Raw genomic sequence first — 25,831 nt, 5'->3', positions numbered from 1 at the left:
ACCTGTACGACCCGACATCCGGGCCGGTTACGCTGCTCTGCATGAACGGCAGCGGCACCGCCCCAGCAGTACCCCGACCCGCGTATCGCAGGCTGAGCGTGGAGCAGCGCCGCAGCCAATTGCTCACCGCCGCGCTGGACCTGTTCGCCCAGCGCGCGCCCGAAGACGTCTCCCTGGACGATGTCGCCCTTGCCGCCGGGGTCTCCCGGCCGCTCGTCTACCGCTACTTCCCCGGCGGCAAGCAGCAGTTGTACGAGGCCGCGCTGCGCAGCGCGGCCGACGTCCTGGAGCGGTGCTTCGCCGAGCCGGAGTCCGGTCCGCTCACCCAGCGGCTGTCCCGCGCGCTGGACCGCTACTTGGCGTTCGTCGACGAGCACGACGCCGGGTTCAGCGCGCTGCTCCAGGGCGGCAGCGTCGTGGAGACCACCCGTACGACCGCGATCGTCGACGAGGTACGGCGGGCCGCCGCGGACCAGATCCTGCGGCATCTGGGCGAGCCCGAACCGGGCCTGCGGCTGCGGATGACCGTCCGCATGTGGATCACCGCCGTCGAGGGCGCCTCGCTCATCTGGCTCGACGAGGAAAAGCAGCCGGCCCTCGACGAGCTGCGGAACTGGCTCGTCGACCACTTCATCGCGCTGCTGACCGCGACCGCCGCCGGGGACCCGCAGACCGCCCGGGTGGCCCGCGCGGCGCTCAAGCTGGAGACCGCCGACGGCCCGGCCGGCGATCTGGCCCGCCGCACCCTGCCCGTGGTCACCGACGCCGCGCATCTGCTGTGAGCCGCCGCCGGCCCCGGGCGGTGTGACACTGAGCGCGTGAGAAGCGAGAACACCCCCTTCGTCGGCGGCCCGCTGGACGGCCGGGTGCTGCCCGTCCTGGTCGGCATGACCGGCCAGCCGCCCAAGACGTACGTGGTGCCCGAACCCCACGACGACGGCCGCCCCCCGACCCGCCACGTCTACCGCCGCACCCCCGCCCGCGTGAGCCGCCTCGGCCTCCCCAGCGGCTGGAAGTACGAGTACGACCCCACCGCAGCACCCCCCACCGGCCCCAAGTGGCCCTGGCGCAAAAACTGAAGAACCACAGGAACCACCTCATACCCTCTGCGGCCCGCCACCGGCGCCCCCACGCACCCGGCGACAACGGCGCCCCCAAACAAAAAAACCCTCCCCGCCAAAGGCGGGGAGGGAAGCCACCCGGCGGCGCACCCAACAACGTGGGAAGCACCCCTACGGCTGGGTCAGCGACGCCAGATACGCATTCGTCTTCTCCGGCTCGTAGAAGAAGTTCTCGAAGTCGGACGGGTCATTGAACCCGTTGGCGAACCGGTCGGCGACGGGCTGGAGCTGACCGGCCGCGCCGATGAGGTTCAGGATGTGCTCCGGCGGCGGCGCCAGCATCGCGTTCGTCCACTTGGTGACGTGCTGCGCGGTGGTCCAGTAGCGCTCGAAGGTGGTGTGCATCCAGTCCTCGTCGAAGGGCTGGTCACCGCGCTCGACAATGGAGGCGAGGTAGGACGCGGCGCACTTGGAGGCCGAGTTGGAGCCCTGGCCGGTGATCGGGTCGTTGGCGACGACGACGTCCGCGACGCCGAGGACCAGACCGCCCGAGGGCAGCCGGCCGACGGCGTTGCGCACGGTGGGGGCGTAGCGCCCGGCCAGCGTGCCGTTGGCGTCGGTCAGTTCGGCCTCGGTGGTACGGGCGTACTCCCAGGGCAGGAACTTCTCCATCAGCTTCAGCGTGAGGGCGAGGTGCTCGGCGGGGTCCTTGACGCCCTGGAACACGTCCAGCGGGCCGCCGGGTATGCCCTCCCAGAAGAGGATGTCGGCGCGGCCGGAGGTGGTGTACGTCGGCATGACGAACAGCTCGCCGACACCGGGCACGAGGTTGCAGCGCACCGCGTCGAAGTCGGGGTGCTCTGGGCGCGGGCCCAGCCCGTGGACGTAGGCGACGGCCAGCGCGCGCTGCGGGGCGTCGTACGGGGAACGCTCGGCGTTCCGGCCGAACATGGACACCAGCTCGCCCTTGCCGGCCGAGACCAGCGTCAGGTCGTAGCGGCTCGCGAAGAAGTCCAGGTCGGAGACGGCCGCGCCGTGGATGACGAGCTGGCCGCCGCGCTGCGCGAAGGTCTCCATCCAGCCGGCCATCTTCACCCGCTGGTCGACGGACTGGGCGTAGCCGTCCAGCTTGCCGACCCAGTCGATGGCGCGCTGCGAGCCCTCGGGCGCCTCATGGCTGCCGGGCGCGGCGACCGAGACGCCGAGGCCCTCGATGCGCGGGGCCTGGCTCTCCCAGAAGTTGATCTGGAGGTCGCGCTCGTGCTGAAGCGCCGTGTCGAACATGCACTGCGTCGACATGACCCGGCCGGCGCGGATCTCGTCGGCGGTGCGGTTGGACATGAGGGTGACCTCATAGCCCTGCGACTGGAGGCCGAGGGCGAGCTGGAGGCCGGACTGGCCGGCTCCGACGATGAGTATTTTCCGCATGGCGGGGCTCTTCTCTTACTGCTGGTTGTTCGGGGAGGTGTGGGGAGGAGCGAGACTCTACGGGTCCGGACGGGTCTGGCCACACCCCGGTAACCAGACCCTTCCGGTCACTCCGGGGAGGTCTCCAGGGCGTGGCCGACCAGCGCGAGCAGCGACTGGACCACCGTGGTCCGCTCCCGCGCGTCCATGATCACCACAGGAACCTGCGGCGGCACGGTCAGTGCCTCACGGACGTGCTCGACGGCGAACGCCTCCGTCCCCTCGAAGTGGTTGACCGCGACGACGTACGGCAGTCCGCAGCTCTCGAAGTAGTCGAGCGCCGGGAAGCAGTCCTCCAGGCGGCGGGTATCGGCCATCACGATCGCGCCGATCGCGCCGCGCACCAGGTCGTCCCACATGAACCAGAAGCGCTGCTGTCCAGGCGTGCCGAACAGATAGAGCACCAGTTCCTGGTCCAGGGTGATCCGCCCGAAGTCCATCGCGACCGTGGTCGTGGTCTTCTCCGGAGTGGCGGTCAGATCGTCCGTGTCGGCGCTGGCCTGCGTCATCACGGCTTCGGTCTGGAGCGGGGTGATCTCCGAGACCGAGCCGACGAACGTGGTCTTGCCGACGCCGAAGCCGCCCGCCACCACGATCTTGGTGGCGATCGGCGCCCGGGAACGGTCCGTCTGCCAGCTCTGCAGCCCCGCGTCCGCGGCCGCCGCCGGGTCGGCCCCTCGCACGGAACCGGCGCTCGCCGTCGGCCCGGCCGATATCGTGTCAGAGCCTGTGAAGTCCACTCAGCACCCTTTCGAGCAGCGCGCGGTCGGGCCGGCCGGAGCCGTGCCCGGTGCCGTAGACGCGAATCTTTCCCTGGTCGGCGAGGTCGCTGAGCAGTACCCGGACCACGCCCAGCGGCATCTTGAGGAGTGCGGAGATCTCCGCGACCGAGCGCATCCGGCGGCACAGTTCGACGATCGCGCGCATCTCCGGCATCACCCGGTCACCCCAGCCGCCGGAGGTGAGTTCGCGGCGTTCCTCGGGTGCCTCCAGCGCGGCCACGAACGTCTCGACGAGCAGGACGTGCCCGAAGCGCGTCCGGCCGCCGGTGAGCGAGTACGGCCGTACGCGCGCGGGTTTACGGTCCCCGCCTCGCACGGGGAGTTTGGGAGAACTGCTCATGCCGCAACCTCGCTTCGCCGGGCCTCGCATTCGCTCAGCACGCGCCCCTCAACGGTTCGCTCACTACGTTCGCTCACTTGGCGCTCTCCATCGACTTGCGCAGTTCGCTGCGGAGTTCGGGGGTGAGGACATGTCCGGCCCGGCCCACGAACAGCGCCATGTGGTAGGCGATGACGTTCATGTCGCAGTCCGGGGTGGCCTGCACGCCGAGCAGCGAACCGTCGCTGATCGACATGACGAACACGCTGCCCTCGTCCATCGTGATCATCGTCTGCTTGACCGCGCCGCCGTCCATCAGCTTCGCGGCGCCGTTGGTCAGACTGCCGAGCCCGGACACGATGGTGGCCAGATCCGCGCTGGATCCCCGCGGACCGTCACCGCCGCCCGGCCGTGCCGCCGCCTCGTCCACCCGGCCCGGGTCGGACGACAGCAGCAGCAGGCCGTCGGAGGAGACCACCGCGACCGAGCGGATGCCCGGTACCTCTTCGACCAGGTTGGTCAGCAGCCAGTGCAGATTCCGGGCCTGGCTGCTCAGGCCTTGTCCGTGCGCAGTGGGCGCTTGCGCCTTCAATCGCGTGCCTCCTCGACAACGTGGCTCTCTCCCGGGGCCCCCGCTCCGTCGGTGTCCGTCTCTGGGATGGTCAGCTCCGCTGTACGGTCTGCGATCTCGGCCTCGACCTCACGTCGGCCGTCTCGTGCCCCCGCCTGGAATCCGCCGAGCCGGCGCCGCAGCGCCTCGGCGTTGGCCGCACCGCTCTTGCGCGGGGCGGTGGGCGCCTGTTGCTGCGCCACGACCTTGGGCGTGCGCTTGGGCAGCCCCATGGAGGTCGTCCGCCGCTCCTCCTCGGACGGGGTGGCAGCGGTCTGCGCGCCGGCCGGGGTCGCGTCGGCGGGTGCCGCCGCGCCGGTGGGTGCCGCCTCCACGGGTGCCGCGTCGGTGGCGTGGCTGTGCCGGTCCGGGCCGATGGCGTACGGATCGGCCGCCGGCGCGTCGGACGCGGCGGGACCGGAGGCCGGGTCCGCGGCCGGCCGCGGCTCCTCCTCGGGCCGTGCGTGCTCGCCGGTGCCGCTGGTGGTCGGGCCGTACGGGCCGGGCGACTGCGGACCGTACGGGCTCGGCTCGCCCGTGGCGTGGGTGGTCGGGCCGGTGGGCTGCTGCGGGGCGGGCGCCGGTGCCGGTTCGGGTCCCGGCTCGGCCGGGGCGCCGAGCCCGGCGGCGTCGATCGCGCGCTCCGCGGCGACGACGAACGGGTCGGCGGCGGGCGCCGGATCCGTGTCCGGGGTCCCCTCCTGGCCGGTGGCCGGTGCGGTGTCGGTCGCGGCGGGCCGCTCGGCGGGCCGGGGGGCGCCCTCGGCCGGGGCCGCGGCGGGCGCCTCCGCGCTCCCCGTCGCGCCCGCCGCCGGTGCGGCGCGGGAGGCGCGCGGCGGCAGCGCGTTGGAGTTCGCCTCGGCGACCGAGCCGGGCAGGCTCGGCGTGTGCGGCACGTCCTCGGACGCGGTGGCCGGGGAGGCCGACGGGACCGGGCGGGTGGGCAGGATCGAGCCGGGCAGCACGACGACGGCGGTGACGCCGCCCTGCTTCGCGTCCCGCAGCTGGACCCGGACGCCGTGCCGGGCGGCCAGCCGCACCACGACGTACAGCCCGAGGCCCAGCGCGTCGTCGACGGTCTCCGAGGAGGAAGCGGCCTCGACGTCCGCCAGCCGCTCGTTGAGCTCGGCCATCCGCTCGGAGGTCATCCCTATGCCCTCGTCCTGGACCGAGAGCATCACCTCGCCGCTCTCCAGCAGCCAGCCGGACAGCTCCACATGGGCGTTCGGCGGCGAGAACGCGGTGGCGTTCTCCAGGAGTTCGGCGACCAGGTGGCTGAGGTCGTCCGCGGCGAAACCGGCGACCTGGGAGTGCGGCGGCAGCGACTCGATACGGACCCGCTCGTACCGCTCGATCTCGCTGATCGCGGCGCGCAGCACGTCCAGCAGCGGCACCGGGCCCTGGTGGTTGGTGCTGTGCTGTTCCGCGCCCGCGAGGACGAGCAGGTTCTCGCTGTTGCGGCGCATCCGCGCGGCGAAGTGGTCCAGCTTGAACAGGGTTTCCAGCCGCTCCGGGTCCTGCTCGCTCTCCTCCAGCGACTCGATGACGCCGAGCTGGCGCTCCACGAGCCCGAGGGTGCGCAGCGAGAGGTTGACGAACCGGCCGTGCACCCCGCTGCGCAGGGCCGCCAGCCGCTCGGTGAGGTCGGCGATCTCCTCCCTGAGCGTCTCGGTCTGCTCCTGGAGCACCTCGCGCTCGGCGACCAGCCGCTGCCGGCCGCCGATCAGCCGCTTGCGCTCGCCCTCCAGCTCGCCGGTGCGCCGCGCCACCTCGCCGACCTGGGCGTGCAGCGCGTTGACGGACCGTACGGCGGCGGCGAATTCGTCGTTGCGGCCCTTGTAGCTGATGGGCTCCTCGTGCGCGGGGTCCTCGGCCACCCGCTTGGCGCCGATCCGCAGCGCCGCGAGCGGCTGGGTCAGGGAGCGGGCGGCCCACACCCCGGCGCCGACGGCCAGCAGCAGGCACAGCGCCTCCAGGCCGATGCGGATCTCCAGCTCGTTCACCGCGTCGTCGCGCAGCCCGCCGAGCCGCTGGATGTCGGCGGTGGCCATGGCGGATTCGACGCCCCGCATCAGTCCGATGCGGGTGGTGAGGGTGCTCTGCACACCGCGGCGGTTGAGCCGCAGGTCGAAGGCGTCCAGCCGGGGCTGGTCGGTCAGCCGGGTCAGATAGCGCTCGGCGGTGTTGGCCTCCGCGCCGGTGACGGTGCGGTCGTAGCGGTCCCGGCCGGCCTGGCTCGCGGTCTGCCGGAAGTCGCCCAGCGCGGCCTGCGCCCGGACGTGGGCGATCTGGGCGAGGGCGGTCAGCCGGGGCTGGCTGCCGCCCGCATTGAGCCCGGCCAGCAGCAGGGCACGGGTGCCCGCGGCCTGTTCGGTGGCGCGGCCGAGGAACGGCAGGGCGCGGGTGTCGGCGTCGGCGGAGTCCGCGCGGGCCGGCAGTCCGCGGGCGATGTCGTCGCTGATCGCGTCGAGCGCCTGCAGGGCCTCGGTATAGGCGGTGTAGACCTGCTCGGCCGATCCGGTCCCGGACAGCGCCTTCTGACGGGTCTGCGGGAGTGCGGCCAGCAGCTTGGCGGCGGCCCGGTAGACGGCGGTGTCGCCCGAGGCGTCCTGGGCCTCGGAGCGCAGTTCGCTGATCTGCCGGTCCACCCGGGCCCGCTGGGTCCGGGCGGGCGCGGCCTCTTGGGTACCGGTGGCGCCCGTCCGCGCGGCACCGCGGCCGCCGCGGTTGGCGGCGTACGCGGTCATGCCGTCGCGTTCGTCGGCGAGGGAGTGCGCGAGCGCGATGGCGCGGGCGTTCAGTTCGGCCAGATCGACCAGTTGCTGGCCGGTGCCGGCGTGGTCGGCCGTCGCCGTCAGGCCGGGGGCGCCGGCGCCGAGGACGGCGGCGGCCACCACGGCCACCGCGCCGACCAGCCGGTTGCGCACCCGTGCGGGGCGCCGTCCCGTGGAGTTCTCTTCACGGCCCGTCGTACCGGGACCGCCCTTCGCTTCCGGTCCCTTGCCAGGAGCCGAGCCCGTGCCCGGTCCCGCAGTCGAACCGGCCGGTGAACCCGGCTTCCCTGCGCCGCCTCGAAGCCGCATCTTCCGCACCGCTGCTCGCATTCCTGTCTCGCCTGCTCACGCCCCATGGCGTCGCGGACCCGGCTCGCCCTCCGCTCGCGGAGCGGAGCTGCGCGAAGACCGCAGCGCGCACACTTCCGCGAGGGGATCCGGCCCGGCTCTGCGCGTCGCGACGAATGTCCTGACCTCACCCCAATGATCCGGGCAACGACCATTCCACCGGCGCCGCGCAGTGGCTCGGCAACACATGCCCGGCCACCTGAACGAGTGAACATCACTCGGAGTTTGGCCATCAACTTCCGTGCGCCACCGTTTCGGGCAGCAACCTCGCGCAACCCCCGAACGGGTTTGGAGATGCGTGCCGCTCCTGGAAAGATGCCCGCCCGCACGCCGCCGGACCGGCGCCCCTTACCCCGGGTAAACCCGCGGCCCGCCCGGCCGCCGGTGCCGCCGCGGACGCCCGCCGGCCGGGCCGGAGCGACCGCCTCCGGCAGACTTCGGGACATGCGCATCGCACTCGCCACCGAGCCCGGCGACCCCCAACGCCCAAATGAGGACTACGCATCGGTAGCTCTGCCGGCTTCCGGCGAGGGCGGCGCCCTCGTCCTGCTGGACGGTGTGACGCCACCGGAGGGGGACGACGGCTGCGTCCACGGGGTGCCCTGGTTCACCGCGCGGCTCGGTGGCGCAATGCTCGAACTGTCGGTTTCACACCGGGATATGACGCTCACTGAGGCGCTTGCCGCGGCCATCTCCCGGACAGCCGACAGCCACCGGCAATCCTGTGACCTTTCTCACGTCCGCACTCCGCAGGCAACCGTGATCGCCGCACGATGGTCCGGGGGCGAAGTGGAACATCTCGTCCTGTCCGACTCGGTACTGCTGCTGGAGCGGACGGACGGCACGGTGGAACCGGTGCTCGACTCCCGGCTGGACGAACTGCCGCCCGCCGTCCGGGACCTGCGGGCCGCCGTACGGGCACTGCCCCGCGGATCGGCCGAACGGGCCGCCCGGAGCCGGGAGTACGCCCGTGCGGTCGAGGCGCTGCGCAACGCGGAGGGCGGCTTCTTCACCGCGGCCGCCGATCCGACGGCTGCCGCCCGCGCGGTGACCGGTCGCACCCCGCGCACCGCGCTCCGCTCGCTGACCGCGCTCAGTGACGGCGCGGGCCGCTGGGTCGAGGTCTTCCGGGAGGGGGAATGGGCGGATTGCGTGGCCCTGGTCTCCGGGCAGGGGCCGCAGGCGCTGATCGACCGGGTACGGGCCGCGGAGGCGGCGGACCCGGCGTGCGCGGCGTTTCCCCGCGGCAAGGCGCGGGATGACGCGGCGGTGATTTTTGTGGCGCCGTGACAAACGCGGAAATGCGGGGCATGTTTCCCCGTCGCGGGGGGAACGGCCGCGCGGCGGTGCGGGTCCGTGGCTGGTCATCCCGCCTGCGGGCAGCGGGATTTCCACGGGATGTCCACAGCTCTTCCACACCGCCCCGGCGTCGTCGCGGGAGGGGACGGGGCCTCGGCTACCCCTCCTCCCCCTCCTGCTCCTCGTTCAGCCGGTGCAGCAGCCGGGCGAGTTCGGCGACCTCGCCGCGGTCCCAGGAGGCGAGGCGGCAGGCGTACCGGGCGCGGCGGCCGGTGCGGACCCGGGTGTAGCGTTCCCGGCCCTCGTCGGTGATGCGCACCAGGACCGCGCGGCCGTCCGCCGGGTCCGGTTCGCGGGCGACGAGCCCGAGCTTCTCCAGGGCGTGCAGCTGGCGGCTCATCGTGGCCTTGCCGACCCCGAAGTAGCCGGCGAGGTCGGTGGCGCGCTGGGCACCGGCGTCGGCCAGCCGTACGAGCAGGCCGTAGGCGGCGGGCTCCAGATCGGGATGCACCTCTCGTGCCATTTCGCCGGACGAGGCACGGGCCCGGCGGAGAAATACCGCCAATTCACGTTCCAGGGCGAGAAATACGTGATCCACGCCGGCCGGCTCGCCGTCCGCAGTCGTTCCGTCGGCTCCGGTGTTGTGCACGTCAGCGCCCATTCCCGCGTTTCCTCACCTGAAAGTTTCCGCCCTCGGCGGCCGAAGCCGCAGCTCGGCCAGTATTTCGCAGGATTAGACCAACGGCAGCCCACCGAACCTCTTCTGGCCCCCGGTCTACGCGCGTATCGTCATTTTCGGCACAGCCCTGCCGAGCGACCCGGCTATTCCGCCGCGGCGTCATGCACCTCGCAGCTCATCTCTGCACGCCTGTGTCATGCCTCAGTTCTCCCCCCTCAGGTCATCCACCGAGATCTTCGGAGGCACGTATGTCCGTGCTCAGATCCGGCTCCCCCCACCGCCCCGTGTGCTCCTTCGCGACCGTGGCCGGGACCCTGCTCACCCTGCTCGCCCTCCTCCTCGGCCTGCCCGGCACCGCCGGCGCCGCGGCCGCCCGGCGCGCGCCGGAACCCACCCACCCCGGACAGGACTGGGCCGGTTCCCAGATCGCCCGGCACGAGGGCACGGCGGCCGGCGTCGCACCCCCGGCCGCCGCCCTCGCGTCCGTCGAGGGCGTGGACGTCAGCAGCCACAACGGCAATGTCGCCTGGCCGACGCTCTGGAACAGCGGCGTCCGCTTCGCCTACGTGAAGGCGACGGAGTCCACCAGCTACACCAACCCGTACTTCGCGCAGCAGTACAACGGCTCGTACAACGCCGGGATGATCCGCGGCGCCTACCACTTCGCGACCCCCAACACCTCCAGCGGCGCCGCCCAGGCCACCTACTTCGCCGACCACGGCGGCGGCTGGTCCAAGGACGGCAGGACGCTGCCCGGCGCGCTCGACATGGAGTACAACCCCTACGGCGCGACCTGTTACGGGCTGAGCGCGGCCGGGCTGGTCAACTGGATGAAGGACTGGTTCGCCACCTACAAGGCGCGCACCGGCCGGGACGCCGTCCTCTACACCTCCACCAACTGGTGGAAGCAGTGCACCGGCAACTCCGCCGCCTTCGGCACCGTCAACCCCCTGTGGATCCCGCGCTACGGCTCCTCGGTCGGCGAACTCCCGGCCGGCTGGGGCTTCCACACCATCTGGCAGTACACCTCGACCGGTCCGACGGTCGGTGACCACAACCGCTTCAACGGCGCGCTGGACCGGCTCCGGGCGCTCGCGAACGGCTGAGGACAGGCATCGGGGAGCGGCCGGTGTTCCCGCACGGAGCACCGGCCGCTCCCCCTGCCGTGGTCAGGCGCTGAGCGGGGCCACCTCCGGGGCCGCCCCGTTGGACGCCGGCGTCAGCGCCAGCTCCAGCACCTGGCGGACATCGGCGACCGGGTGGACATCGAGGGATGCGAGGATCTCGTCCGGGACGTCGTCCAGGTCCGGTTCGTTGCGCTTGGGGATGATGACGGTCGTGATCCCCGCCCGGTGCGCCGCCAGCAGCTTCTGCTTGACGCCGCCGATCGGCAGCACCCGCCCGGTCAGCGAGACCTCACCGGTCATCGCCACGTCCGGCCGGACCTGCCGGCCCGACAGCAGCGAGGCCAGCGCCGTCGTCATCGTCACGCCCGCGCTCGGCCCGTCCTTGGGGACGGCGCCCGCCGGTACGTGCAGATGCACTCCGCGCTCCTTCAGGTCGCCGACCGGGAGCTCCAGTTCCGCGCCGTGGGAGCGCAGGAACGACAGCGCGATGTGCGCGGACTCCTTCATCACGTCGCCGAGCTGGCCGGTCAGCTGGAGCCCGGACGCCCCGGTTTCCGGGTCGGCGAGCGAGGCCTCCACGTAGAGGACGTCGCCGCCGGCGCCGGTGACCGCGAGACCGGTGACCACACCGGGCACCGCGGTGCGCCGCTCGGCCGGGTCCTGGGCCGATTCGGGGGTGTGGTGCGGCCGCCCGATCAGCGCGCGCAGCTGGTCCGCGCCGACCGTGAACGGCAGCTCCCGCTCGCCCAGTTCGTGCTGGGCGGCGACCTTGCGCAGCAGCCTGGCGACCGAACGCTCCAGATTCCGCACGCCCGCCTCGCGGGTGTATTCGCCCGCCAGCCTGCGCAGCGCGCCGTCCTCCAGGATCACCTCACCCGGCTCCAGTCCGGCCCGCTCCAGCTGGCGCGGCAGCAGATGGTCCCGGGCGATGACCACCTTCTCGTCCTCGGTGTAGCCGTCCAGCCGGACCAGCTCCATACGGTCGAGCAGCGGCTCGGGGATGGCTTCGAGGACATTGGCGGTGGCCAGGAAGACCACGTCGCTGAGGTCGAGTTCGACCTCCAGGTAGTGGTCGCGGAAGGTGTGGTTCTGCGCCGGGTCCAGGACCTCCAGGAGGGCGGCTGCCGGGTCGCCCCGGAAGTCGGAGCCCACCTTGTCGATCTCGTCGAGGAGGACGACCGGGTTCATCGCCCCGGCCTCCTTGATCGCCCGTACGATCCGGCCGGGCAGCGCGCCGACGTACGTACGGCGGTGGCCGCGGATCTCCGCCTCGTCCCGGACGCCGCCGAGCGCGACCCGGACGAACTTCCGGCCCATGGCGCGGGCGACGGATTCCCCGAGCGAGGTCTTTCCGACGCCGGGCGGGCCGACCAGCGCCAGTACGGCGCCGCCGCGACGGCCGCCGATCAGGCCGAGGCCGCGTTCGGCCCGCCGCTTGCGCACGGCCAGGTATTCGGTGATCCGCTCCTTGACGTCCTCCAGGCCGGAGTGGTCGGCGTCCAGGACCTCCTTGGCGCCGGCGATGTCGTAGGCGTCCTCGGTCCGTTCGTTCCACGGGAGTTCGAGGACGGTGTCCAGCCAGGTGCGGATCCAGGAGCCCTCGGGGCTCTGGTCGCTGGACCGCTCCAGCTTGTCGACCTCCTTGAGGGCGGCCTTGCGGACGTCCTCGGGCAGGTCGGCGGCCTCCACCCGGGCACGGTAGTCGTCGCCCTCGTCCTCGGGATCGCCGTTGAGCTCGGCCAGCTCCTTGCGGACCGCCTCCAGCTGGCGGCGGAGCAGGAATTCCCGCTGCTGCTTGTCGACGCCCTCCTGGACGTCCTTGGCGATGGACTCGGCGACGTCCTGCTCGGCGAGGTGCTCGCGCAGCGTCTCGGTGGCGTACTTCAGGCGCGCGACCGGATCGGTGGTCTCCAGCAGCCGGACCTTCTGTTCGATGGTCAGGAAGGGCGAGTAGCCGGCGTTGTCGGCCAGCGTCGGGACGTCCTCGATCTGCTGGACGCGGTCAACGACCTGCCAGGCACCCCGCTTGCGCAGCCAGCTGGTGGCCAGCGCCTTGTATTCCGTGACGAGAGAACTCGGGGAAGGATCGGGGACCTTCTCCTCGACAGTGGTGCCCTCCACCCAGAGCGCGGCGCCGGGCCCGGTGGTGCCGGAACCGATCCGCACCCGGCCCAGGCCCCGGATCAGCGCGCCGGGGTCGCCGTCGGACAGCCGCCCGACCTGCTCGACCCGCCCGAGCGTGCCGATCGCCGTGTACTTCCCCTCGACGCGGGGCACAAGGAGCACCCGCGGTTTGTTGCCCGAGGAGGCGGCGGCCTGGGCGGCCTCCACCGCTGCCCGTACGTCCGCGTCGGACAGGTCCAGCGGCACCACCATGCCGGGGAGCACGACCTCGTCATCGAGGGGCAGTACGGGCAGAGTGAGCGATGTGGACGTCGAAGCCATGATCTCCCCTTCGGCAAGCAAGTTGAGCTTTACTCACTCAATGCGGCGGGGCGGGGAGATGTTCCCCTGGGTGCGTTCGCTGTGAGCGATCGGGGAGTGGGCGGCGAAGCGGGCAGGGAGGGGCGGCGCCGTGGGCCTCGGAGGCGCGGCGGGCCGGTGGCCTCGGTGGTCCGGTGGGCCAAGGCCTCGGTGGCTCGGTGGGCCCGGCCGGGCGGCCGTTGATCACCCCCACCGTCCGGCGGCTCGGCCTCCCCGGCCGCCGCCGGGTCCGCTACCAGTGAGCGGGGCGGGTCAGGGTCCGCGGCAGTTCGGTGGCGGCGTCGCCCTTGGCCGCGTTGAGCTGCGACTGGGTGAGGAAGAGCGCGCCGGTGAGATCGGCGCCGGCGAGGTCGGCGGCGCGCAGGTCGGCGCCGATCAGGTCCGCGGTGCGCAGGTCTGCGCCCCTGAGGTCGGCGGCAATCAGGTAGGCCCCACGGAGATTGGCGCCCCGGAGGTCGGCGCCCTTGAGGCGGGCTCCCATGAGGTCGGCGCCCCGCCGCTCCTTCTTGCGGCCCCGGACCTCGGCCCGGACGAGTTCGCTGGTGCGCAGCAGCAGGGTGTTGACCTCGCCCCGGTGGGCGGCCACATCCAGCTCCGCCAGCTCTTCGGCGGCGCCCCGGGTGAGGCGTTCGGTCTTCTCCAGGGCGGCGCGCAGGCGGGTGTGTACCGGGTGGGCGGCCGGGCGGGTCAGCGCCTCGGCCAGGTACCAGAGGAGCTCGTGCAGCTGCCGCATGACGGGGAAGACGTCGAACATCTGCCGGGCGGTGTCCGGGGCGTTTCGCCAGTCCCGTCCGCCGAAGGTGACCTGGGAGACCTTCTGCCCGGCGCCGAAGCAGTCGAAGACGGTGCAGCCGGTGAAGCCGCGCGGGCGCAGCTCACGGTGGATGCCGCAGCGGAAGTCCGCCTCCAGGTTCGGGCACGGCCGGCCGGCGTCCTTGTCGATCGCGAAGTCGGCGGAGGCCGCGAACGGCAGCGCGACACAGCACAGTCCGAAGCAGCTGCCGCAGTCGGACCGCAGACCGGGGTCCGTGGCGTCCGGAGGCGATGTCTCACGCGGCGATGACTCGCGTCGTGGGGACCTCAACGGCTCGCGCTTCGGGGACAAGGTGCGGGTACTCCAGTGCTCGGCGGGCACCGCGCGAGGCCGTGCCCGGAAGGGGCCGCCATTCTCCCAGGAGCCGACGGGCCGTCGCGACCGGCCAGTTGGGGCCCGTCAGGGATACCTCGTCCCCTCGCCTCCGGCCTCACGCCCCGTCAGGACTGCTACCTTCGGCGCATGTTGCAGCGGATGTCCGGAGTTTTCATCGGTGCACTCTTCGGAACGGTCTTCGTGGTCGCCAACGCGCACGACCCGCTGAATCCGGCGATCGGTATCGCCCTCCGGGTACTCGCGGTGCTCACCTTCGCCGGGCTGCTCACCCTCGCGCTGCGGGCGGGGCGCCGCGGAGAGCCCGCGCCGGACGACTCCGAGGTGCCGCGGGCGGACTGGTTCCGGGGGAAGTTCGCGTTCGTCGTGGGGGCGGAGGCGGTGCTGCTGGCCGGCGGCAATCTCGCGCTGCGGGCGGCGGGTGCGCCCGAACAGACCGCGGTGGCCTGGATCGCGCTGATCGTCGGGCTGCACTTCATCGCGCTGACGTCGGTCTGGAAGCGGCGCAGCATCGCCGTCCCCGGCGCCACGCTGACCGCGCTCGGCGCGACCGGCCTGGTCATGGCGGCCACCTCCGCCGTGGCCTGGGTGCCGTTCGTCAGCGGCGTGCTCTCCGGTGTGGCGCTCCTGGGTGGCTGCACCTACGCCATCACCCACACCTACCGGTCGACGGCACGGCCGTAGGCCCACAGGCCCGCAGACCCGCAGGTCCGTATATCCCTGGCCCCGCAGCCTCCTGGCCCCGTCGTCCGGAACCGCCGCATCCGAACGCTCAGTACATCCGCGCGCCCCGCAGGGCCGGGTGGCCCAGGTCGCCGAGGAGAGGTGCGGGGGCGGCGCGGTGGGCGCGCCAGCGGCGCAGCAGCGGCCAGCTCGCCACGCCCAGGGCGAGCGAGAGCAGATGTCCCCAGTCGCTCAGCGGGTCGGTGTAGGCGAGCAGATCCGTCACGGCGAGATAGCCGGCACCGGCCAGCAGGGGCAGCCGCGACCGGACCGGCAGCAGTCCGGCCAGGGCTCCGGTGCAGGTCATCACGCCGAAGCTGATGCCGTAGTCGAGGCGGTGCAGCGAACTCTCCGGCAGCCCGCCGGCCGCGACCTGGAAGGCGACGGGCAGTTCGGTGGCGAGGGTGGCGAGCACATGCCCGCCGAGGAAGACCACGACGGTGTACAGCGCGCCGATCCGCCGCTCCAGCGCGGTCAGCACGAAGAGGAAGGCGACGGCGTACCCGGAGGTCATCCCGCCGGCGATCCACAGGGCGCTGGCGATCAGCACCAGCAGCGGGGCCTGGGCGAGATGGGCGACATCGGTGCTGGAGCCGCGCAGCAGGTCGGAGACCAGGCCCTGGTCCCCGTACTCGGCGAAGAGCGAGGTGGCCGCGAGGAGCACGGCGTAGCCGAAGGTGAAGGGGGTGCCGGCGGGGGTGGGCACCAGCCGCCAGGGTCGCCAACGCGCCGCCGTACCAGGGGTGTTCGGCAAAGCCCCCGCACCGGCGACGCCGGCCTCCCGGTCCGCGCGCTGCCGGGGGATGCCGGGCAGCAGACCCGGCGTCCCGCCCGGACCGGTGTCCGTTTCCGGTGCGGGGGCACGCCGCTGACCTGCCCGTATCCTCTCCGCGGTGCCCAGCCAGCTCACAGTACGAGGCCCCTTCCGTCCTGGTGCATCCGGTGAGCCACGTCCGTGTCCCTCGGTCGTGAATCCCTGCTCTGTCCTACGTTCCGGACCACCCTGCACGCTCAACCCATGAAGAAGCTGTGAGAGTGAGATCCATCACATCAGGCAACCGTCCGCAGATGCTTCACGTCCGGGCAACCGGTGGCAGATACGGCCGGCCGAGACGGCCCGAACGCGTTGGACCGGCGTGCCCCGTATTGGCCACCATGGCGCCATGGCTCCCGTGACACCGCTCCAGGCAACGACCGGCGCCCCCGAGGCCCCGCGCACGCTCGACCGCCGCGAGGGCCCGTACGGCGAGGTGGTGCTGCGACAGCGGGGCGGACCCGCCGCGGCCCCCGGTGCCGACGGCGCCAACTCCCCCGCGGCGCCGGTGATCTACGAGATCATCGCCAACGGCTGCTTCCTGATGGACACCTCCGACGGCCGCTCCGAGCGGCTGCTGATCGACGCCGCGCTGGACGCGCTGCCGGCCGGCCGCACCCGCCCCGCCGTGCTCATCGGCGGCCTCGGCGTGGGCTTCTCCCTGGCCCGTGCCGCCGGGCAGCCGCGCTGGGGCCGGATCGTCGTCGTCGAGCGCGAGGAGGCGGTCATCGACTGGCACCGCACGGGCCCGCTGTCGGCCGTCTCCGCGGACGCGCTGGCCGATCCGCGCAGCGAGATCCTGCACACCGACCTGGTCGCCCATCTGCGCACGGAAGCGGGCCAGGACACCTACGACGCGCTGTGCCTGGACATCGACAACGGCCCGGACTGGACGGTCACCGAGGACAACGACAGCCTCTACTCCCCCGCCGGACTGGCCGCCTGCCGCGACCGCCTGCCCCCCGGCGGAGTGCTCGCCGTCTGGTCCGCGCAGCCCTCGTCCGCCTTTGAGGAAGCGCTACGAAATGCCGGTTTCAGCGGGGTACATACGGAAGAGATCCCCGTTGTCCGAGGCGTCCCGGACGTCGTCCATCTCGCGCGCAAGGGCGCGTAGCCGACAGTCGCACCATGCCCGTACGCTGCTGCCCAGCAAGACGCGACCACGCAGGGGATGCAGGGGCGGGCGATGGACCAGACTCAGACAACGCAGGGCGGCGGCGCCGCGGCCACGCCGGGAGCCCAGCGCAGGGTCCTGGTCGTGGAGGACGACCCGACGATCGTCGAGGCCATCGCGGCCCGGCTGCGCGCCGAGGGCTTCCAGGTCCAGACGGCCACCGACGGCCCGGCCGCGGTGGACACCGCCGAGGCCTGGCAGCCCGATCTGCTGGTCCTCGACGTGATGCTGCCGGGCTTCGACGGCCTGGAGGTGTGCCGCCGGGTGCAGGCCTCCCGGCCGGTGCCGGTGATGATGCTCACCGCCCGGGACGACGAGACCGACATGCTGGTGGGCCTCGGCGTCGGCGCCGACGACTACATGACCAAGCCGTTCTCGATGCGGGAGCTGGCCGCGCGGGTGCACGTCCTGCTGCGCCGGGTCGAGCGCGCCGCGCTGGCCGCGCACACCCCGCGCAGCGGCATCCTGCGCCTCGGCGAGCTGGAGATCGACCACGCGCAGCGCCGGGTCCGGGTGCGCGGCGCCGATGTGCACCTCACCCCCACCGAGTTCGATCTGCTGGTCTGCCTGGCGAACACCCCGCGTGCGGTGCTCTCCCGTGAGCAGCTGCTGGCCGAGGTGTGGGACTGGGCGGACGCCTCCGGCACCCGTACGGTCGACAGCCACATCAAGGCGCTGCGCCGCAAGATCGGCGCCGAGCGGATCCGTACGGTCCACGGCGTCGGCTACGCGCTGGAGACCCCGCCCGCATGAGGCGGTGGCCACGCACCCCGCTCGACGAGCTGTGGCAGCGGATCTGGGAGGGCCTGCGCCCCCTGGATCCGTACCGCTCGGTCAAGGCCGCCCTCGGGGCGCTGGTCAGCGTCTCGGTGATCATCACCACACTGCTGGTGTTCGTCGCGATGCACTCCGCGACCGAGCTGCGGGTGATCACGATCTTCTCGATCATCGCCTCGCTGCTGATCACCCAGTTCGTGGCCAACAGCCTGACCGCCCCGCTCGACGAGATGACGGACGTCACCCGGTCGATGGCGCGCGGTAACTACAGCCGCCGGGTCCGCTCGGGCCGCCGTGACGAGTTCGGCGACCTGGCGGAGGCCTTCAACCGGATGGCGGCCGATCTGGAGGCGGTGGACACTCACCGCAAGGAGCTGGTCGCCAATGTGTCGCACGAGCTGCGCACCCCCATCGCCGCGCTCCGCGCCGTCCTGGAGAACGTCGTCGACGGCGTCTGCGAGCCGGACCCGGAGACGATGCGCACGGCGCTGAAGCAGACCGAGCGGCTGGGCCGTCTGGTCGAGCACCTGCTGGACCTGTCCCGTCTGGACAACGGGGTGGTGCCGCTGCACGCCCGCCGCTTCGAGGTCTGGCCGTATCTGTCCGGGGTGCTCAAGGAGGCCAACATGAGCCGGGGCGCCGCCACGCTGTCGGGGCTGTCGGGGGTCGCCGGCTCCGGCACCCACACCCGTACGGACGTCCATCTCCACCTCGATGTCTCGCCGCCGGAGCTGACCGCGCACGCGGACGCCGAGCGGCTGCACCAGGTCGTGGCCAATCTCATCGACAACGCGATCAAGCACAGCCCCCGGCACGGCCGGGTCACGGTGCACGCACGCCGCGGCGAGGGGCCGGAGAGCCTGGTGGTGGAGGTGCAGGACGAGGGCCCCGGCATCCCGGAGGCGGAGCGCTACCGGGTCTTCGAGCGGTTCAACCGGGGCGGTCCGGGCACCTCGGGCCCCGGCACCGACGGCGGCACCGGCCTGGGCCTGGCGATCGCGCGCTGGGCGGTGGATCTGCACGGCGGACGCATCGGCGTGGCCGAGTCGTCCCGCGGTTGCCGGATCCGGGTCACTCTTCCGGGGCTGGAGTCAGCTCGAAGCTGACGGCCGCTGACGTAAGGTCGGTAGTGGAAGCACGTCCTCCGGGGTGTGGCGGCGATCACTCCTACCCGCCCAGAGGCAAACTTCGTGTGTTTCCCGCCAAGTCATGCCCTGAAACCCGACCGGGAATGTGACGTACACGACGAGTACCCCTCCCGGCCTGCACCAAGGGTCGCAACAGGCGTAGCCTTTATTCCCGCTGTCCACCACCTTAGGAAGCGGAAGAGGGCGGTTGCCGCCGTGTCGCTACAGTCCCCCAACAGCTCGAGCATCTCGACCGACCAAGAGGGGCAGGGTAAGAACCCTGCTGCCGCGTTCGGTCCCAATGAGTGGCTCGTCGACGAGATCTACCAGCAGTACCTCCAGGACCCGAACTCGGTAGACCGAGCCTGGTGGGACTTCTTCGCCGACTACAAGCCGGGCTCCGCCACCGCGCCGAGCCAGCCGGCGGAGGGCGCTGCCCCCGCTCCGGCCGCCCCGGCGCAGTCGCCCGCGCCCGCCGCCGAGCCGAAGCCGGCCACCCCGGCGAAGCCCGCCGCGAGCGCTCCGGCCCCGGCGAAGGCCGAGCCGGCGAAGGCCGCTCCGGCCAAGGCTGCGGCTCCGGCGAAGGCCGAGCCGGCCAAGGCCGCCGCGAAGCCGGCCGCCGAAGCGGGCCCGGAGCTCGTCACGCTGCGCGGCCCGTCGGCCGCCGTTGCGAAGAACATGAACGCCTCCCTGGAGCTGCCGACGGCCACGTCCGTCCGCGCGGTGCCGGTGAAGCTGCTCTTCGACAACCGCATCGTGATCAACAACCACCTCAAGCGCGCCCGTGGCGGGAAGGTCTCCTTCACGCACCTCATCGGGTACGCGATGGTGCAGGCCCTCAAGGCCATGCCGTCGATGAACTACTCCTTCGCGGAGAAGGACGGCAAGCCGACGCTGGTCAAGCCCGAGCACGTCAACCTCGGTCTGGCCATCGACCTGGTGAAGCCGAACGGTGACCGCCAGCTCGTCGTCGCCGCCATCAAGAAGGCCGAGACGCTGACCTTCTTCGAGTTCTGGCAGGCCTACGAGGACATCGTCCGCCGGGCCCGTGACAACAAGCTGACGATGGACGACTTCACCGGGGTCACCGCGTCGCTGACGAACCCGGGCGGCATCGGCACGGTCCACTCCGTGCCGCGGCTGATGCCCGGCCAGTCCATGATCATGGGCGTCGGCTCGATGGACTACCCCGCGGAGTTCCAGGGCACCTCGCAGGACGCCCTGAACAAGCTCGGTGTCTCCAAGGTCATGACGCTGACCAGCACCTATGACCACCGCGTGATCCAGGGCGCCGCCTCCGGCGAGTTCCTTCGGATCATGAACCAGCTGCTGCTCGGCGAGAACGACTTCTTCGACGACATCTTCAAGTCGCTGCGGATTCCCTACGAGCCGGTCCGCTGGCTCAAGGACATCGACGCCTCGCACGACGACGACGTCACCAAGGCCGCGCGGGTCTTCGAGCTGATCCACTCCTACCGGGTCCGCGGCCACGTCATGGCCGACACCGACCCGCTGGAGTACCACCAGCGCAAGCACCCCGACCTCGACATCACCGAGCACGGGCTCACCCTGTGGGACCTGGAGCGCGAGTTCGCGGTCGGCGGCTTCTCCGGCAAGTCCATGATGAAGCTGCGCGACATCCTCGGTGTGCTGCGTGACTCGTACTGCCGCACCACCGGCATCGAGTTCATGCACATCCAGGACCCGCAGCAGCGCAAGTGGATCCAGGACCGGGTCGAGCGCTCGCACAAGTCGCCCGAGCGCGAGGAGCAGCTGCGTATCCTGCGCCGGCTGAACTCCGCCGAGGCGTTCGAGACGTTCCTGCAGACCAAGTACGTCGGCCAGAAGCGCTTCTCGCTGGAGGGCGGCGAGTCCGTCATCCCGCTGCTGGACGCGGTCATCGACGCCGCGGCCGAGTCGCGCCTCGACGAGGCCGTCATCGGTATGGCCCACCGCGGCCGCCTCAACGTCCTGGCCAACATCGTCGGCAAGTCCTACGCGCAGATCTTCCGCGAGTTCGAGGGCAACCTCGACCCGAAGTCGATGCACGGCTCCGGCGACGTGAAGTACCACCTGGGCGCCGAGGGCATCTTCACCGGCCTGGACGGCGAGCAGATCAAGGTCTCGCTCACCGCGAACCCCTCCCACCTGGAGGCCGTGGACCCGGTCGTCGAGGGTGTCGCCCGCGCCAAGCAGGACATCATCAACAAGGGCGGTACGGACTTCACGGTCCTGCCGATCCAGCTGCACGGTGACGCGGCGTTCGCCGGCCAGGGTGTGGTCGCCGAGACGCTGAACATGTCCCAGCTGCGCGGCTACCGCACCGGCGGCACGGTCCACGTCGTCATCAACAACCAGGTCGGCTTCACCGCCGCCCCGGAGTCGTCGCGTTCGTCCATGTACGCCACCGACGTGGCCCGCATGATCGAGGCGCCGATCTTCCACGTCAACGGCGACGACCCCGAGGCCGTCGTCCGCGTCGCCCGGCTGGCCTTCGAGTTCCGCCAGGCGTTCAACAAGGACGTGGTCATCGACCTCATCTGCTACCGCCGCCGCGGCCACAACGAGTCGGACAACCCGGCCTTCACCCAGCCGCTGATGTACGACCTGATCGACAAGAAGCGCTCGGTGCGCAAGCTCTACACCGAGTCCCTCATCGGTCGTGGCGACATCACGCTGGAAGAGGCCGAGCAGGCGCTGCAGGACTTCCAGGGCCAGCTGGAGAAGGTCTTCACCGAGGTCCGCGACGCCACCACGGCCCCCGTGGCCCCCGAGGTGCCGCAGCCCAAGGCCGAGTTCCCGGTCTACGTGGACACCGCGATCTCCCAGGAGGTCGTCAAGCGGATCGCCGAGTCCCAGGTCAACATCCCCGAGCGGGTCACCGTCCACCCGCGTCTGCTGCCCCAGCTGCAGCGCCGCGCGGCCCAGGTCGAGGACAACGCCATCGACTGGGGCATGGGCGAGACCCTCGCCATCGGCTCGCTGCTCATGGAGGGCACCCCGGTCCGGCTCGCCGGCCAGGACTCCCGCCGTGGCACCTTCGGCCAGCGGCACGCGGTGCTCATCGACCGGGAGAAGGGCGACGACTACACGCCGCTGCTCTACCTCTCCGAGGACCAGGCCCGCTTCAACGTCTACGACTCGCTGCTCAGCGAGTACGCGGCGATGGGCTTCGAGTACGGCTACTCCCTGGCCCGCCCGGAGGCGCTGGTCATGTGGGAGGCGCAGTTCGGTGACTTCGTCAACGGCGCCCAGACCGTCGTCGACGAGTTCATCTCCTCCGCGGAGCAGAAGTGGGGCCAGACCTCCGGCGTCACCCTGCTGCTCCCGCACGGCTACGAGGGCCAGGGCCCGGACCACTCCTCGGCCCGGATCGAGCGCTTCCTCCAGCTGTGCGCGCAGAACAACATGACGGTCGCCATGCCGACCCTGCCGTCGAACTACTTCCACCTGCTGCGCTGGCAGGTCCACAACCCGCACCACAAGCCGCTGGTCGTCTTCACCCCGAAGTCGATGCTGCGTCTGAAGGCGGCGGCGTCGCGGACGGACGAGTTCACGTCGGGCGGCTTCCGCCCGGTCATCGGCGACACCAAGGTCAAGCCCGAGGACGTCCGCAAGGTCATCTTCTGCTCCGGCAAGGTCTACTACGACCTGGACGCGGAGCGCGAGAAGCGTGGTGCGCACGACACCGCGATCGTCCGTATCGAGCGGCTCTACCCGCTTCCCGGCAAGGAGCTCCAGGCGGAGATCGCCAAGTTCTCCAACGCCGAGAAGTACCTGTGGACGCAGGAGGAGCCGGCGAACCAGGGTGCCTGGCCGTTCCTCGGCCTCAACCTGATCGACCACCTCGACCTGGCCGTGGGCGCGGACGTGCCGCACGGCGAGCGGCTGCGCCGGATCTCCCGGCCGCACTCCTCGTCGCCGGCCGTCGGCTCCGCCAAGCGCCACCAGGCAGAGCAGGCGCAGCTGGTCTCGGAGGCCTTCGACGCGTAACGGCGCCGAGGCCGCCGGAGCAGCCGGCAGGCAACAGCGGAAGGGCCCGTCCCCGGTGGGGGCGGGCCCTTCCGCGTGCGCGGGGAGTGTGCGCTGGGCGGTCCCGTCAGACGGGCTGCGGTTCGAAGTCCCAGTACGGGCGCCGGCGGCGCCGGGCGGACAGGGTGTGCGGATGCTCGGCGCCCAGGGTCTCGGAGAGCTGCCCGATCGCTTCCTGTTCGAGCTTGGCCGCCTCCTGGCCGCGGCGGAGCGCCCGCAGGTCCTCGGAGAGCGCCGTCTTCGCGGAGAGGGTCAGCGGGTGGGTGTCGCCCAGCGTCGCCTTGGCCCGCTCCAGGGTGTCGCGGCCCAGCTCCACCGCGCCGTCCTCGTCGTCCACCCGGTTGCGGGCGGCCGCGGCGTTCAGGGCGCAGCCCAGCGTCCAGGGGTGGCCGGGGCCCATGGCGTCGGCCATCCCGCGCAGCGCACGCTCGGCGATGTCCAGCGCGTCCGCCGGGTCCCCGAACTCCCCGCGGACCAGCCCGACGTTCCCCAGGGTGCCGACGGTGTACGGGTGGCGCTCACCGGCCAGGGCGCGGTACCGCTCGGCGACCTCCTCGGCGAGGTCGCGGGCGTGCCCGAGGTCGCCGTGCTCCCGCAGGAAGGTGGCCTGGTCCGCGCGCACCATCAGCGTCTCGGGGTGGCGCGGCCCCAGTACCCGGCGGGAGCGCTCGACGAGGTCGGTGAGCAGGCCGGCGGCCCGGGTGACCTCGCCGGAGCGGCGCAGGCACAGCGCGAGATTGTGCTCGGCGCGCAGGGTCTGCGGGGTGTGCGCGCCCATCACCTGGAGATGCAGCCGGGCGTTGAGTTCCTGGCTGGAGGTGGCGTCGCGGTAGCGGCCGAGCAGGCGCAGGGTGCGGGCATGGGCGGTGCCCGCGTTGAGCGTGAGGTGGTGGCGGGCGCGCAGCTCGCGCTCCCGGAAGGACAGCACCTCGCGATGGGTGACCAGCGCCTCCTCGTACCGGCCGAGCAGCGCCAGGACGCTGCCGAGGTTGTGCCGCGAGGAAAGGGTGCGGGGCGCTTCCGGGCCGAGCAGCTCGGTGTAGGCCCGCCAGACGGCGTCGAAGAGGTCGTAGGCCTGCTGGTACGAGCCCAGCGCGATCAGCGTGCCGGCCAGCCCGTCCTGGGCCCGCAGCAGATCGGCGTCGGAGGGGTCGCGCTCGGCGGCGAGCTGGTCGACGACGGCGCTGCCGACCGCCTCGGCCTCGCGGTAGCGGCCCAGTCGGCGCAGCATGTTGGCGTGCTGGTGGGTGAGCACGAGCATGGTGCGCTGGGTGGCGGCGAGACGGGTGCGCCAGCGGGAGATGAACTGCTCGCACAGCCGCAGGCCCATCCGGTATTCGCCGCGGACCCGCAGGTATTCCACGCAGTTGAGCAGCAGCTGCTGGACCGCGGGCTCGGGGCTGTCGAGGACGCCGGCCGGCTCCAGATGCGGGATGAGTTCGGCGTAGCGCTCCCAGTAGCGGGTGTCGGAGGGGTTCTGCGGGTCGGCGGTGACCAGCACCCGGCAGGCGCACGCCGACATCAGGTCGCGCTCGTCCTCGGGCATGTCGCTGCGCAGGAACCGGTGGTAGAGCCGGTGCATCAGCGCGGTCTCCACGGCCGGGTCGGCGTCCTGGGAGACCTGGTAGTCGAGGCGTACGGCGGTGGACTCGGTCAGCCGGCGCAGCGCGGTGTTCCAGCTGATCGGCTCGGCGGCGAGGTCGGCGAGGTGCTCGGGCAGGTCGCCGCGGCGGGCGCGGGCGAGCATCGGCACGGGGATGGTGTCCGGGGCGAAGAACGCGAACAGCTTGAGGAGTTCGACCGCGGCCGGGCTGCGCTCGCGCAGCGTGTTGAGGGTTATGGCCCAGCTCGTCTGGAAGGCCATGGGGTAGTCGGAGGAGATCCGGATGCCGACGAGGCTGGGCTCCCCGCGGCGGATCAGCTCGATGTACTCCTTGGGGGACATCGGGTTGGCGTCGAGCCAGGCGGCGGTCTGGGCGAGCAGCAGCGGCAGGTCCTGGACCGCGTCGGAGAGCAGATCGGCTTCCAGTGCCGTCAGCCGCGGGGCGCGCCGCCGTGCGTAGGCGACGCTCTCGACGCGGTCGAAGGGCCGTACCTCGATCTCCTGGGCGCTGCCGGAGCCCGACCAGTCGCGGGTGAGGGTGGTGATCAGGACATGGCCGCGGCCGTCGGGGACCAGGTCCTCGATCTGCTCCATGTCGTCGGCGCTGTCGAAGATCAGCAGCCAGCGGCGGTAGGGGCGGCCGATGCGGAGCGCTTCGTGGACGGCGCGGATGCGGTCGCCCAGCTCCCGGCCCACGGGGAGGCCGAGCCGGGTGGCGAGTTCGGCGAGCTGTTCGCGGGCGGCGCCCCTGTTGGTGGCGCTGATCCACCACACCACGTCGTAGTCATTGCCGAAGCGGTGGGCGTATTCGGCGGCGATCTGGCTCTTGCCGACGCCGGAGGTGCCGTACAGCGCGATCCGGGTCTCCAGCGGCGGGCCGGCGCCCGCGCCGGAGCCGGCCAGCTTGCCGTGCAGCTCTTCGAGTACATGGTCGCGGCCGGTGAAGCGGTTGTTGCGGCGCGGGATGTTCCACACCTCGGGCGGGTCGTTGGGGAAGCGGGGCGCGCCGGGCGCGTCCTCGTCCACGGTCCGGCCCGGTCCGAGGCCGAGGCGTTGCAGCACCCGGCGGTTGGCCTCCTGGGCGTCCAGGTCGCGCAGGTCGGCGGGGCGCAGCAGGGACGCCGTGGCGGGCAGGCTCTGGGTGGCCACGCTCACCGCGGCGAACCGGTCGGCGTGGGTGGACACCACCTCCCGCAGCGCGGCGGTCCACTCCTCCTGCGTCTTGGGGCCCAGCCGGAAATACCAGTCATCCAGCACCATCAGCAGCCGGCCCTCGGCCTCCAGCAGCCCCGACAGCTCCGCCACCAGCGCGGTGTCCACCTGGGGGTCCCAGCGCAGCATGGTCGTGCCGTGGCCCTGCTGCTCCAGCTGATGGGAGATCCAGGCGGCCCAGGGCCGGGTGAAGCCGGCATAGCTGATGGTGATGTGTTCGGTGGAGCCGGTGGGACCGGAGAAGTGGGCCTGACCGACCATGCGACCGTCTC

The 25,831-nt window shown here is 72.0% G+C and carries 19 protein-coding genes; 9 read left to right on the top strand and 10 right to left on the bottom strand.

The window, feature by feature from the left end; genetic code table 11:
- Positions 1 to 41: 41 nt before the first annotated feature.
- Entirely contained in the window at positions 42 to 782 is a 741-nt protein-coding gene (locus ACFW5B_RS24985; protein ID WP_386443647.1) for a TetR/AcrR family transcriptional regulator, read from the top strand.
- A gap of 36 nt (positions 783 to 818) precedes the next feature.
- Positions 819 to 1,079: a hypothetical protein gene (locus ACFW5B_RS24980; protein ID WP_386443644.1), complete on the top strand. Its 261-nt coding sequence runs from the start codon at positions 819 to 821 to the stop codon at positions 1,077 to 1,079.
- 153 nt (positions 1,080 to 1,232) lie between these two features.
- Here ACFW5B_RS24980 and ACFW5B_RS24975 read toward each other — a convergent pair whose 3' ends face one another.
- The 5 genes from ACFW5B_RS24975 to ACFW5B_RS24955 form a co-directional block, all read right to left on the bottom strand.
- Positions 1,233 to 2,489: a styrene monooxygenase/indole monooxygenase family protein gene (locus ACFW5B_RS24975; protein WP_386443641.1), complete on the bottom strand. Its 1,257-nt coding sequence runs from the start codon at positions 2,487 to 2,489 to the stop codon at positions 1,233 to 1,235.
- Positions 2,490 to 2,596: 107 nt separating this feature from the next.
- On the bottom strand, positions 2,597 to 3,211 hold the full coding sequence (locus ACFW5B_RS24970) for an ATP/GTP-binding protein (protein ID WP_386443638.1): 615 nt from the start codon (positions 3,209 to 3,211) through the stop codon (positions 2,597 to 2,599).
- A 37-nt stretch (positions 3,212 to 3,248) separates the two neighbouring features.
- Positions 3,249 to 3,650 (bottom strand): DUF742 domain-containing protein, encoded by a 402-nt coding sequence (locus ACFW5B_RS24965; RefSeq protein ID WP_386443635.1) that lies wholly within the window; start codon positions 3,648 to 3,650, stop codon positions 3,249 to 3,251.
- Positions 3,651 to 3,723: 73 nt separating this feature from the next.
- Positions 3,724 to 4,221 carry a roadblock/LC7 domain-containing protein gene (locus tag ACFW5B_RS24960; RefSeq protein WP_386443632.1) on the bottom strand — a complete coding sequence of 166 codons (498 nt, stop codon included), beginning with the start codon at positions 4,219 to 4,221 and terminating at the stop codon, positions 3,724 to 3,726.
- On the bottom strand, positions 4,218 to 7,166 hold the full coding sequence (locus tag ACFW5B_RS24955) for a nitrate- and nitrite sensing domain-containing protein (protein WP_386443629.1): 2,949 nt from the start codon (positions 7,164 to 7,166) through the stop codon (positions 4,218 to 4,220). The genes ACFW5B_RS24960 and ACFW5B_RS24955 overlap by 4 nt, the downstream gene beginning before the upstream one ends.
- Before the next feature lie 639 nt (positions 7,167 to 7,805).
- Here ACFW5B_RS24955 and ACFW5B_RS24950 point away from each other — a divergent pair.
- A complete protein-coding gene (locus ACFW5B_RS24950) occupies positions 7,806 to 8,651 on the top strand; it encodes a hypothetical protein (protein ID WP_386443626.1) in 846 nt (281 codons plus the stop codon).
- Positions 8,652 to 8,817: 166 nt separating this feature from the next.
- Here the strand turns inward: ACFW5B_RS24950 and ACFW5B_RS24945 are convergent, their stop codons facing one another.
- On the bottom strand, positions 8,818 to 9,321 hold the full coding sequence (locus tag ACFW5B_RS24945; RefSeq protein WP_386443623.1) for a MarR family winged helix-turn-helix transcriptional regulator: 504 nt from the start codon (positions 9,319 to 9,321) through the stop codon (positions 8,818 to 8,820).
- Positions 9,322 to 9,587: 266 nt separating this feature from the next.
- Here ACFW5B_RS24945 and ACFW5B_RS24940 point away from each other — a divergent pair, with 266 nt between their 5' ends.
- Entirely contained in the window at positions 9,588 to 10,445 is an 858-nt protein-coding gene (locus tag ACFW5B_RS24940) for a lysozyme (protein ID WP_386443621.1), read from the top strand.
- Between the two features lie 63 nt (positions 10,446 to 10,508).
- Here ACFW5B_RS24940 and lon read toward each other — a convergent pair whose 3' ends face one another.
- On the bottom strand, positions 10,509 to 12,911 hold the full coding sequence (lon, locus tag ACFW5B_RS24935) for an endopeptidase La (RefSeq protein WP_386443619.1): 2,403 nt from the start codon (positions 12,909 to 12,911) through the stop codon (positions 10,509 to 10,511).
- Between the two features lie 271 nt (positions 12,912 to 13,182).
- Positions 13,183 to 13,968: a pentapeptide repeat-containing protein gene (locus ACFW5B_RS24930; RefSeq protein ID WP_386443761.1), complete on the bottom strand. Its 786-nt coding sequence runs from the start codon at positions 13,966 to 13,968 to the stop codon at positions 13,183 to 13,185.
- A gap of 270 nt (positions 13,969 to 14,238) precedes the next feature.
- On the opposite strand from ACFW5B_RS24930, the gene ACFW5B_RS24925 reads away from it, so the two are divergent.
- Positions 14,239 to 14,781 (top strand): hypothetical protein, encoded by a 543-nt coding sequence (locus ACFW5B_RS24925; RefSeq protein WP_386443616.1) that lies wholly within the window; start codon positions 14,239 to 14,241, stop codon positions 14,779 to 14,781.
- An 88-nt stretch (positions 14,782 to 14,869) separates the two neighbouring features.
- On the opposite strand, the gene ACFW5B_RS24920 is transcribed toward ACFW5B_RS24925, so the two are convergent.
- The gene (locus ACFW5B_RS24920; protein WP_386443614.1) at positions 14,870 to 15,730 is read right to left on the bottom strand and encodes a rhomboid-like protein; all 861 of its coding nucleotides are present in this window, start codon (positions 15,728 to 15,730) and stop codon (positions 14,870 to 14,872) included.
- A gap of 253 nt (positions 15,731 to 15,983) precedes the next feature.
- Between ACFW5B_RS24920 and ACFW5B_RS24915 the strand changes: the two genes are divergently transcribed.
- The 4 genes from ACFW5B_RS24915 (at position 15,984) to ACFW5B_RS24900 (ending at position 22,705) form a co-directional block, all read left to right on the top strand.
- A complete protein-coding gene (locus ACFW5B_RS24915; protein ID WP_386443611.1) occupies positions 15,984 to 16,748 on the top strand; it encodes a spermidine synthase in 765 nt (254 codons plus the stop codon).
- A gap of 72 nt (positions 16,749 to 16,820) precedes the next feature.
- Positions 16,821 to 17,561 (top strand): response regulator transcription factor, encoded by a 741-nt coding sequence (locus ACFW5B_RS24910; RefSeq protein ID WP_386443608.1) that lies wholly within the window; start codon positions 16,821 to 16,823, stop codon positions 17,559 to 17,561.
- Complete coding sequence (locus tag ACFW5B_RS24905) at positions 17,558 to 18,691, top strand: ATP-binding protein (protein ID WP_386443605.1); 1,134 nt, start codon at positions 17,558 to 17,560, stop codon at positions 18,689 to 18,691. Before ACFW5B_RS24910 ends, ACFW5B_RS24905 begins: the two co-directional genes overlap by 4 nt.
- Before the next feature lie 237 nt (positions 18,692 to 18,928).
- Positions 18,929 to 22,705, top strand: a complete 3,777-nt coding sequence (locus tag ACFW5B_RS24900) for a multifunctional oxoglutarate decarboxylase/oxoglutarate dehydrogenase thiamine pyrophosphate-binding subunit/dihydrolipoyllysine-residue succinyltransferase subunit (protein ID WP_386443602.1) — start codon at positions 18,929 to 18,931, stop codon at positions 22,703 to 22,705.
- A gap of 106 nt (positions 22,706 to 22,811) precedes the next feature.
- Here ACFW5B_RS24900 and fxsT read toward each other — a convergent pair whose 3' ends face one another.
- Positions 22,812 to 25,820, bottom strand: coding sequence for an FxSxx-COOH system tetratricopeptide repeat protein (fxsT, locus tag ACFW5B_RS24895; RefSeq protein ID WP_386443599.1), 3,009 nt, complete (start codon positions 25,818 to 25,820; stop codon positions 22,812 to 22,814).
- Between the last annotated feature and the right edge of the window lie 11 nt (positions 25,821 to 25,831).

It is taken from the genome of Streptomyces sp. NPDC058773 (assembly GCF_042746015.1).
Lineage (GTDB): Bacteria > Actinomycetota > Actinomycetes > Streptomycetales > Streptomycetaceae > Streptomyces.
This window is presented reverse-complemented; position numbering and strand designations above follow the sequence as displayed.

What these genes read in the sequence shown, in the direction of transcription:
- ACFW5B_RS24945 (WP_386443623.1), bottom strand. Translation starts at nt 9,321, where the DNA reads ATGGGCGCTGACGTGCACAACACCGGAGCCGACGGAACGACTGCGGAC.
- lon (WP_386443619.1), bottom strand. Translation starts at nt 12,911, where the DNA reads ATGGCTTCGACGTCCACATCGCTCACTCTGCCCGTACTGCCCCTCGAT.
- ACFW5B_RS24985 (WP_386443647.1), top strand. Translation starts at nt 42, where the DNA reads ATGAACGGCAGCGGCACCGCCCCAGCAGTACCCCGACCCGCGTATCGC.
- ACFW5B_RS24925 (WP_386443616.1), top strand. Translation starts at nt 14,239, where the DNA reads ATGTCCGGAGTTTTCATCGGTGCACTCTTCGGAACGGTCTTCGTGGTC.
- ACFW5B_RS24965 (WP_386443635.1), bottom strand. Translation starts at nt 3,650, where the DNA reads ATGAGCAGTTCTCCCAAACTCCCCGTGCGAGGCGGGGACCGTAAACCC.
- ACFW5B_RS24905 (WP_386443605.1), top strand. Translation starts at nt 17,558, where the DNA reads ATGAGGCGGTGGCCACGCACCCCGCTCGACGAGCTGTGGCAGCGGATC.
- fxsT (WP_386443599.1), bottom strand. Translation starts at nt 25,820, where the DNA reads ATGGTCGGTCAGGCCCACTTCTCCGGTCCCACCGGCTCCACCGAACAC.
- ACFW5B_RS24910 (WP_386443608.1), top strand. Translation starts at nt 16,821, where the DNA reads ATGGACCAGACTCAGACAACGCAGGGCGGCGGCGCCGCGGCCACGCCG.
- ACFW5B_RS24915 (WP_386443611.1), top strand. Translation starts at nt 15,984, where the DNA reads ATGGCTCCCGTGACACCGCTCCAGGCAACGACCGGCGCCCCCGAGGCC.
- ACFW5B_RS24940 (WP_386443621.1), top strand. Translation starts at nt 9,588, where the DNA reads ATGTCCGTGCTCAGATCCGGCTCCCCCCACCGCCCCGTGTGCTCCTTC.
- ACFW5B_RS24950 (WP_386443626.1), top strand. Translation starts at nt 7,806, where the DNA reads ATGCGCATCGCACTCGCCACCGAGCCCGGCGACCCCCAACGCCCAAAT.
- ACFW5B_RS24975 (WP_386443641.1), bottom strand. Translation starts at nt 2,489, where the DNA reads ATGCGGAAAATACTCATCGTCGGAGCCGGCCAGTCCGGCCTCCAGCTC.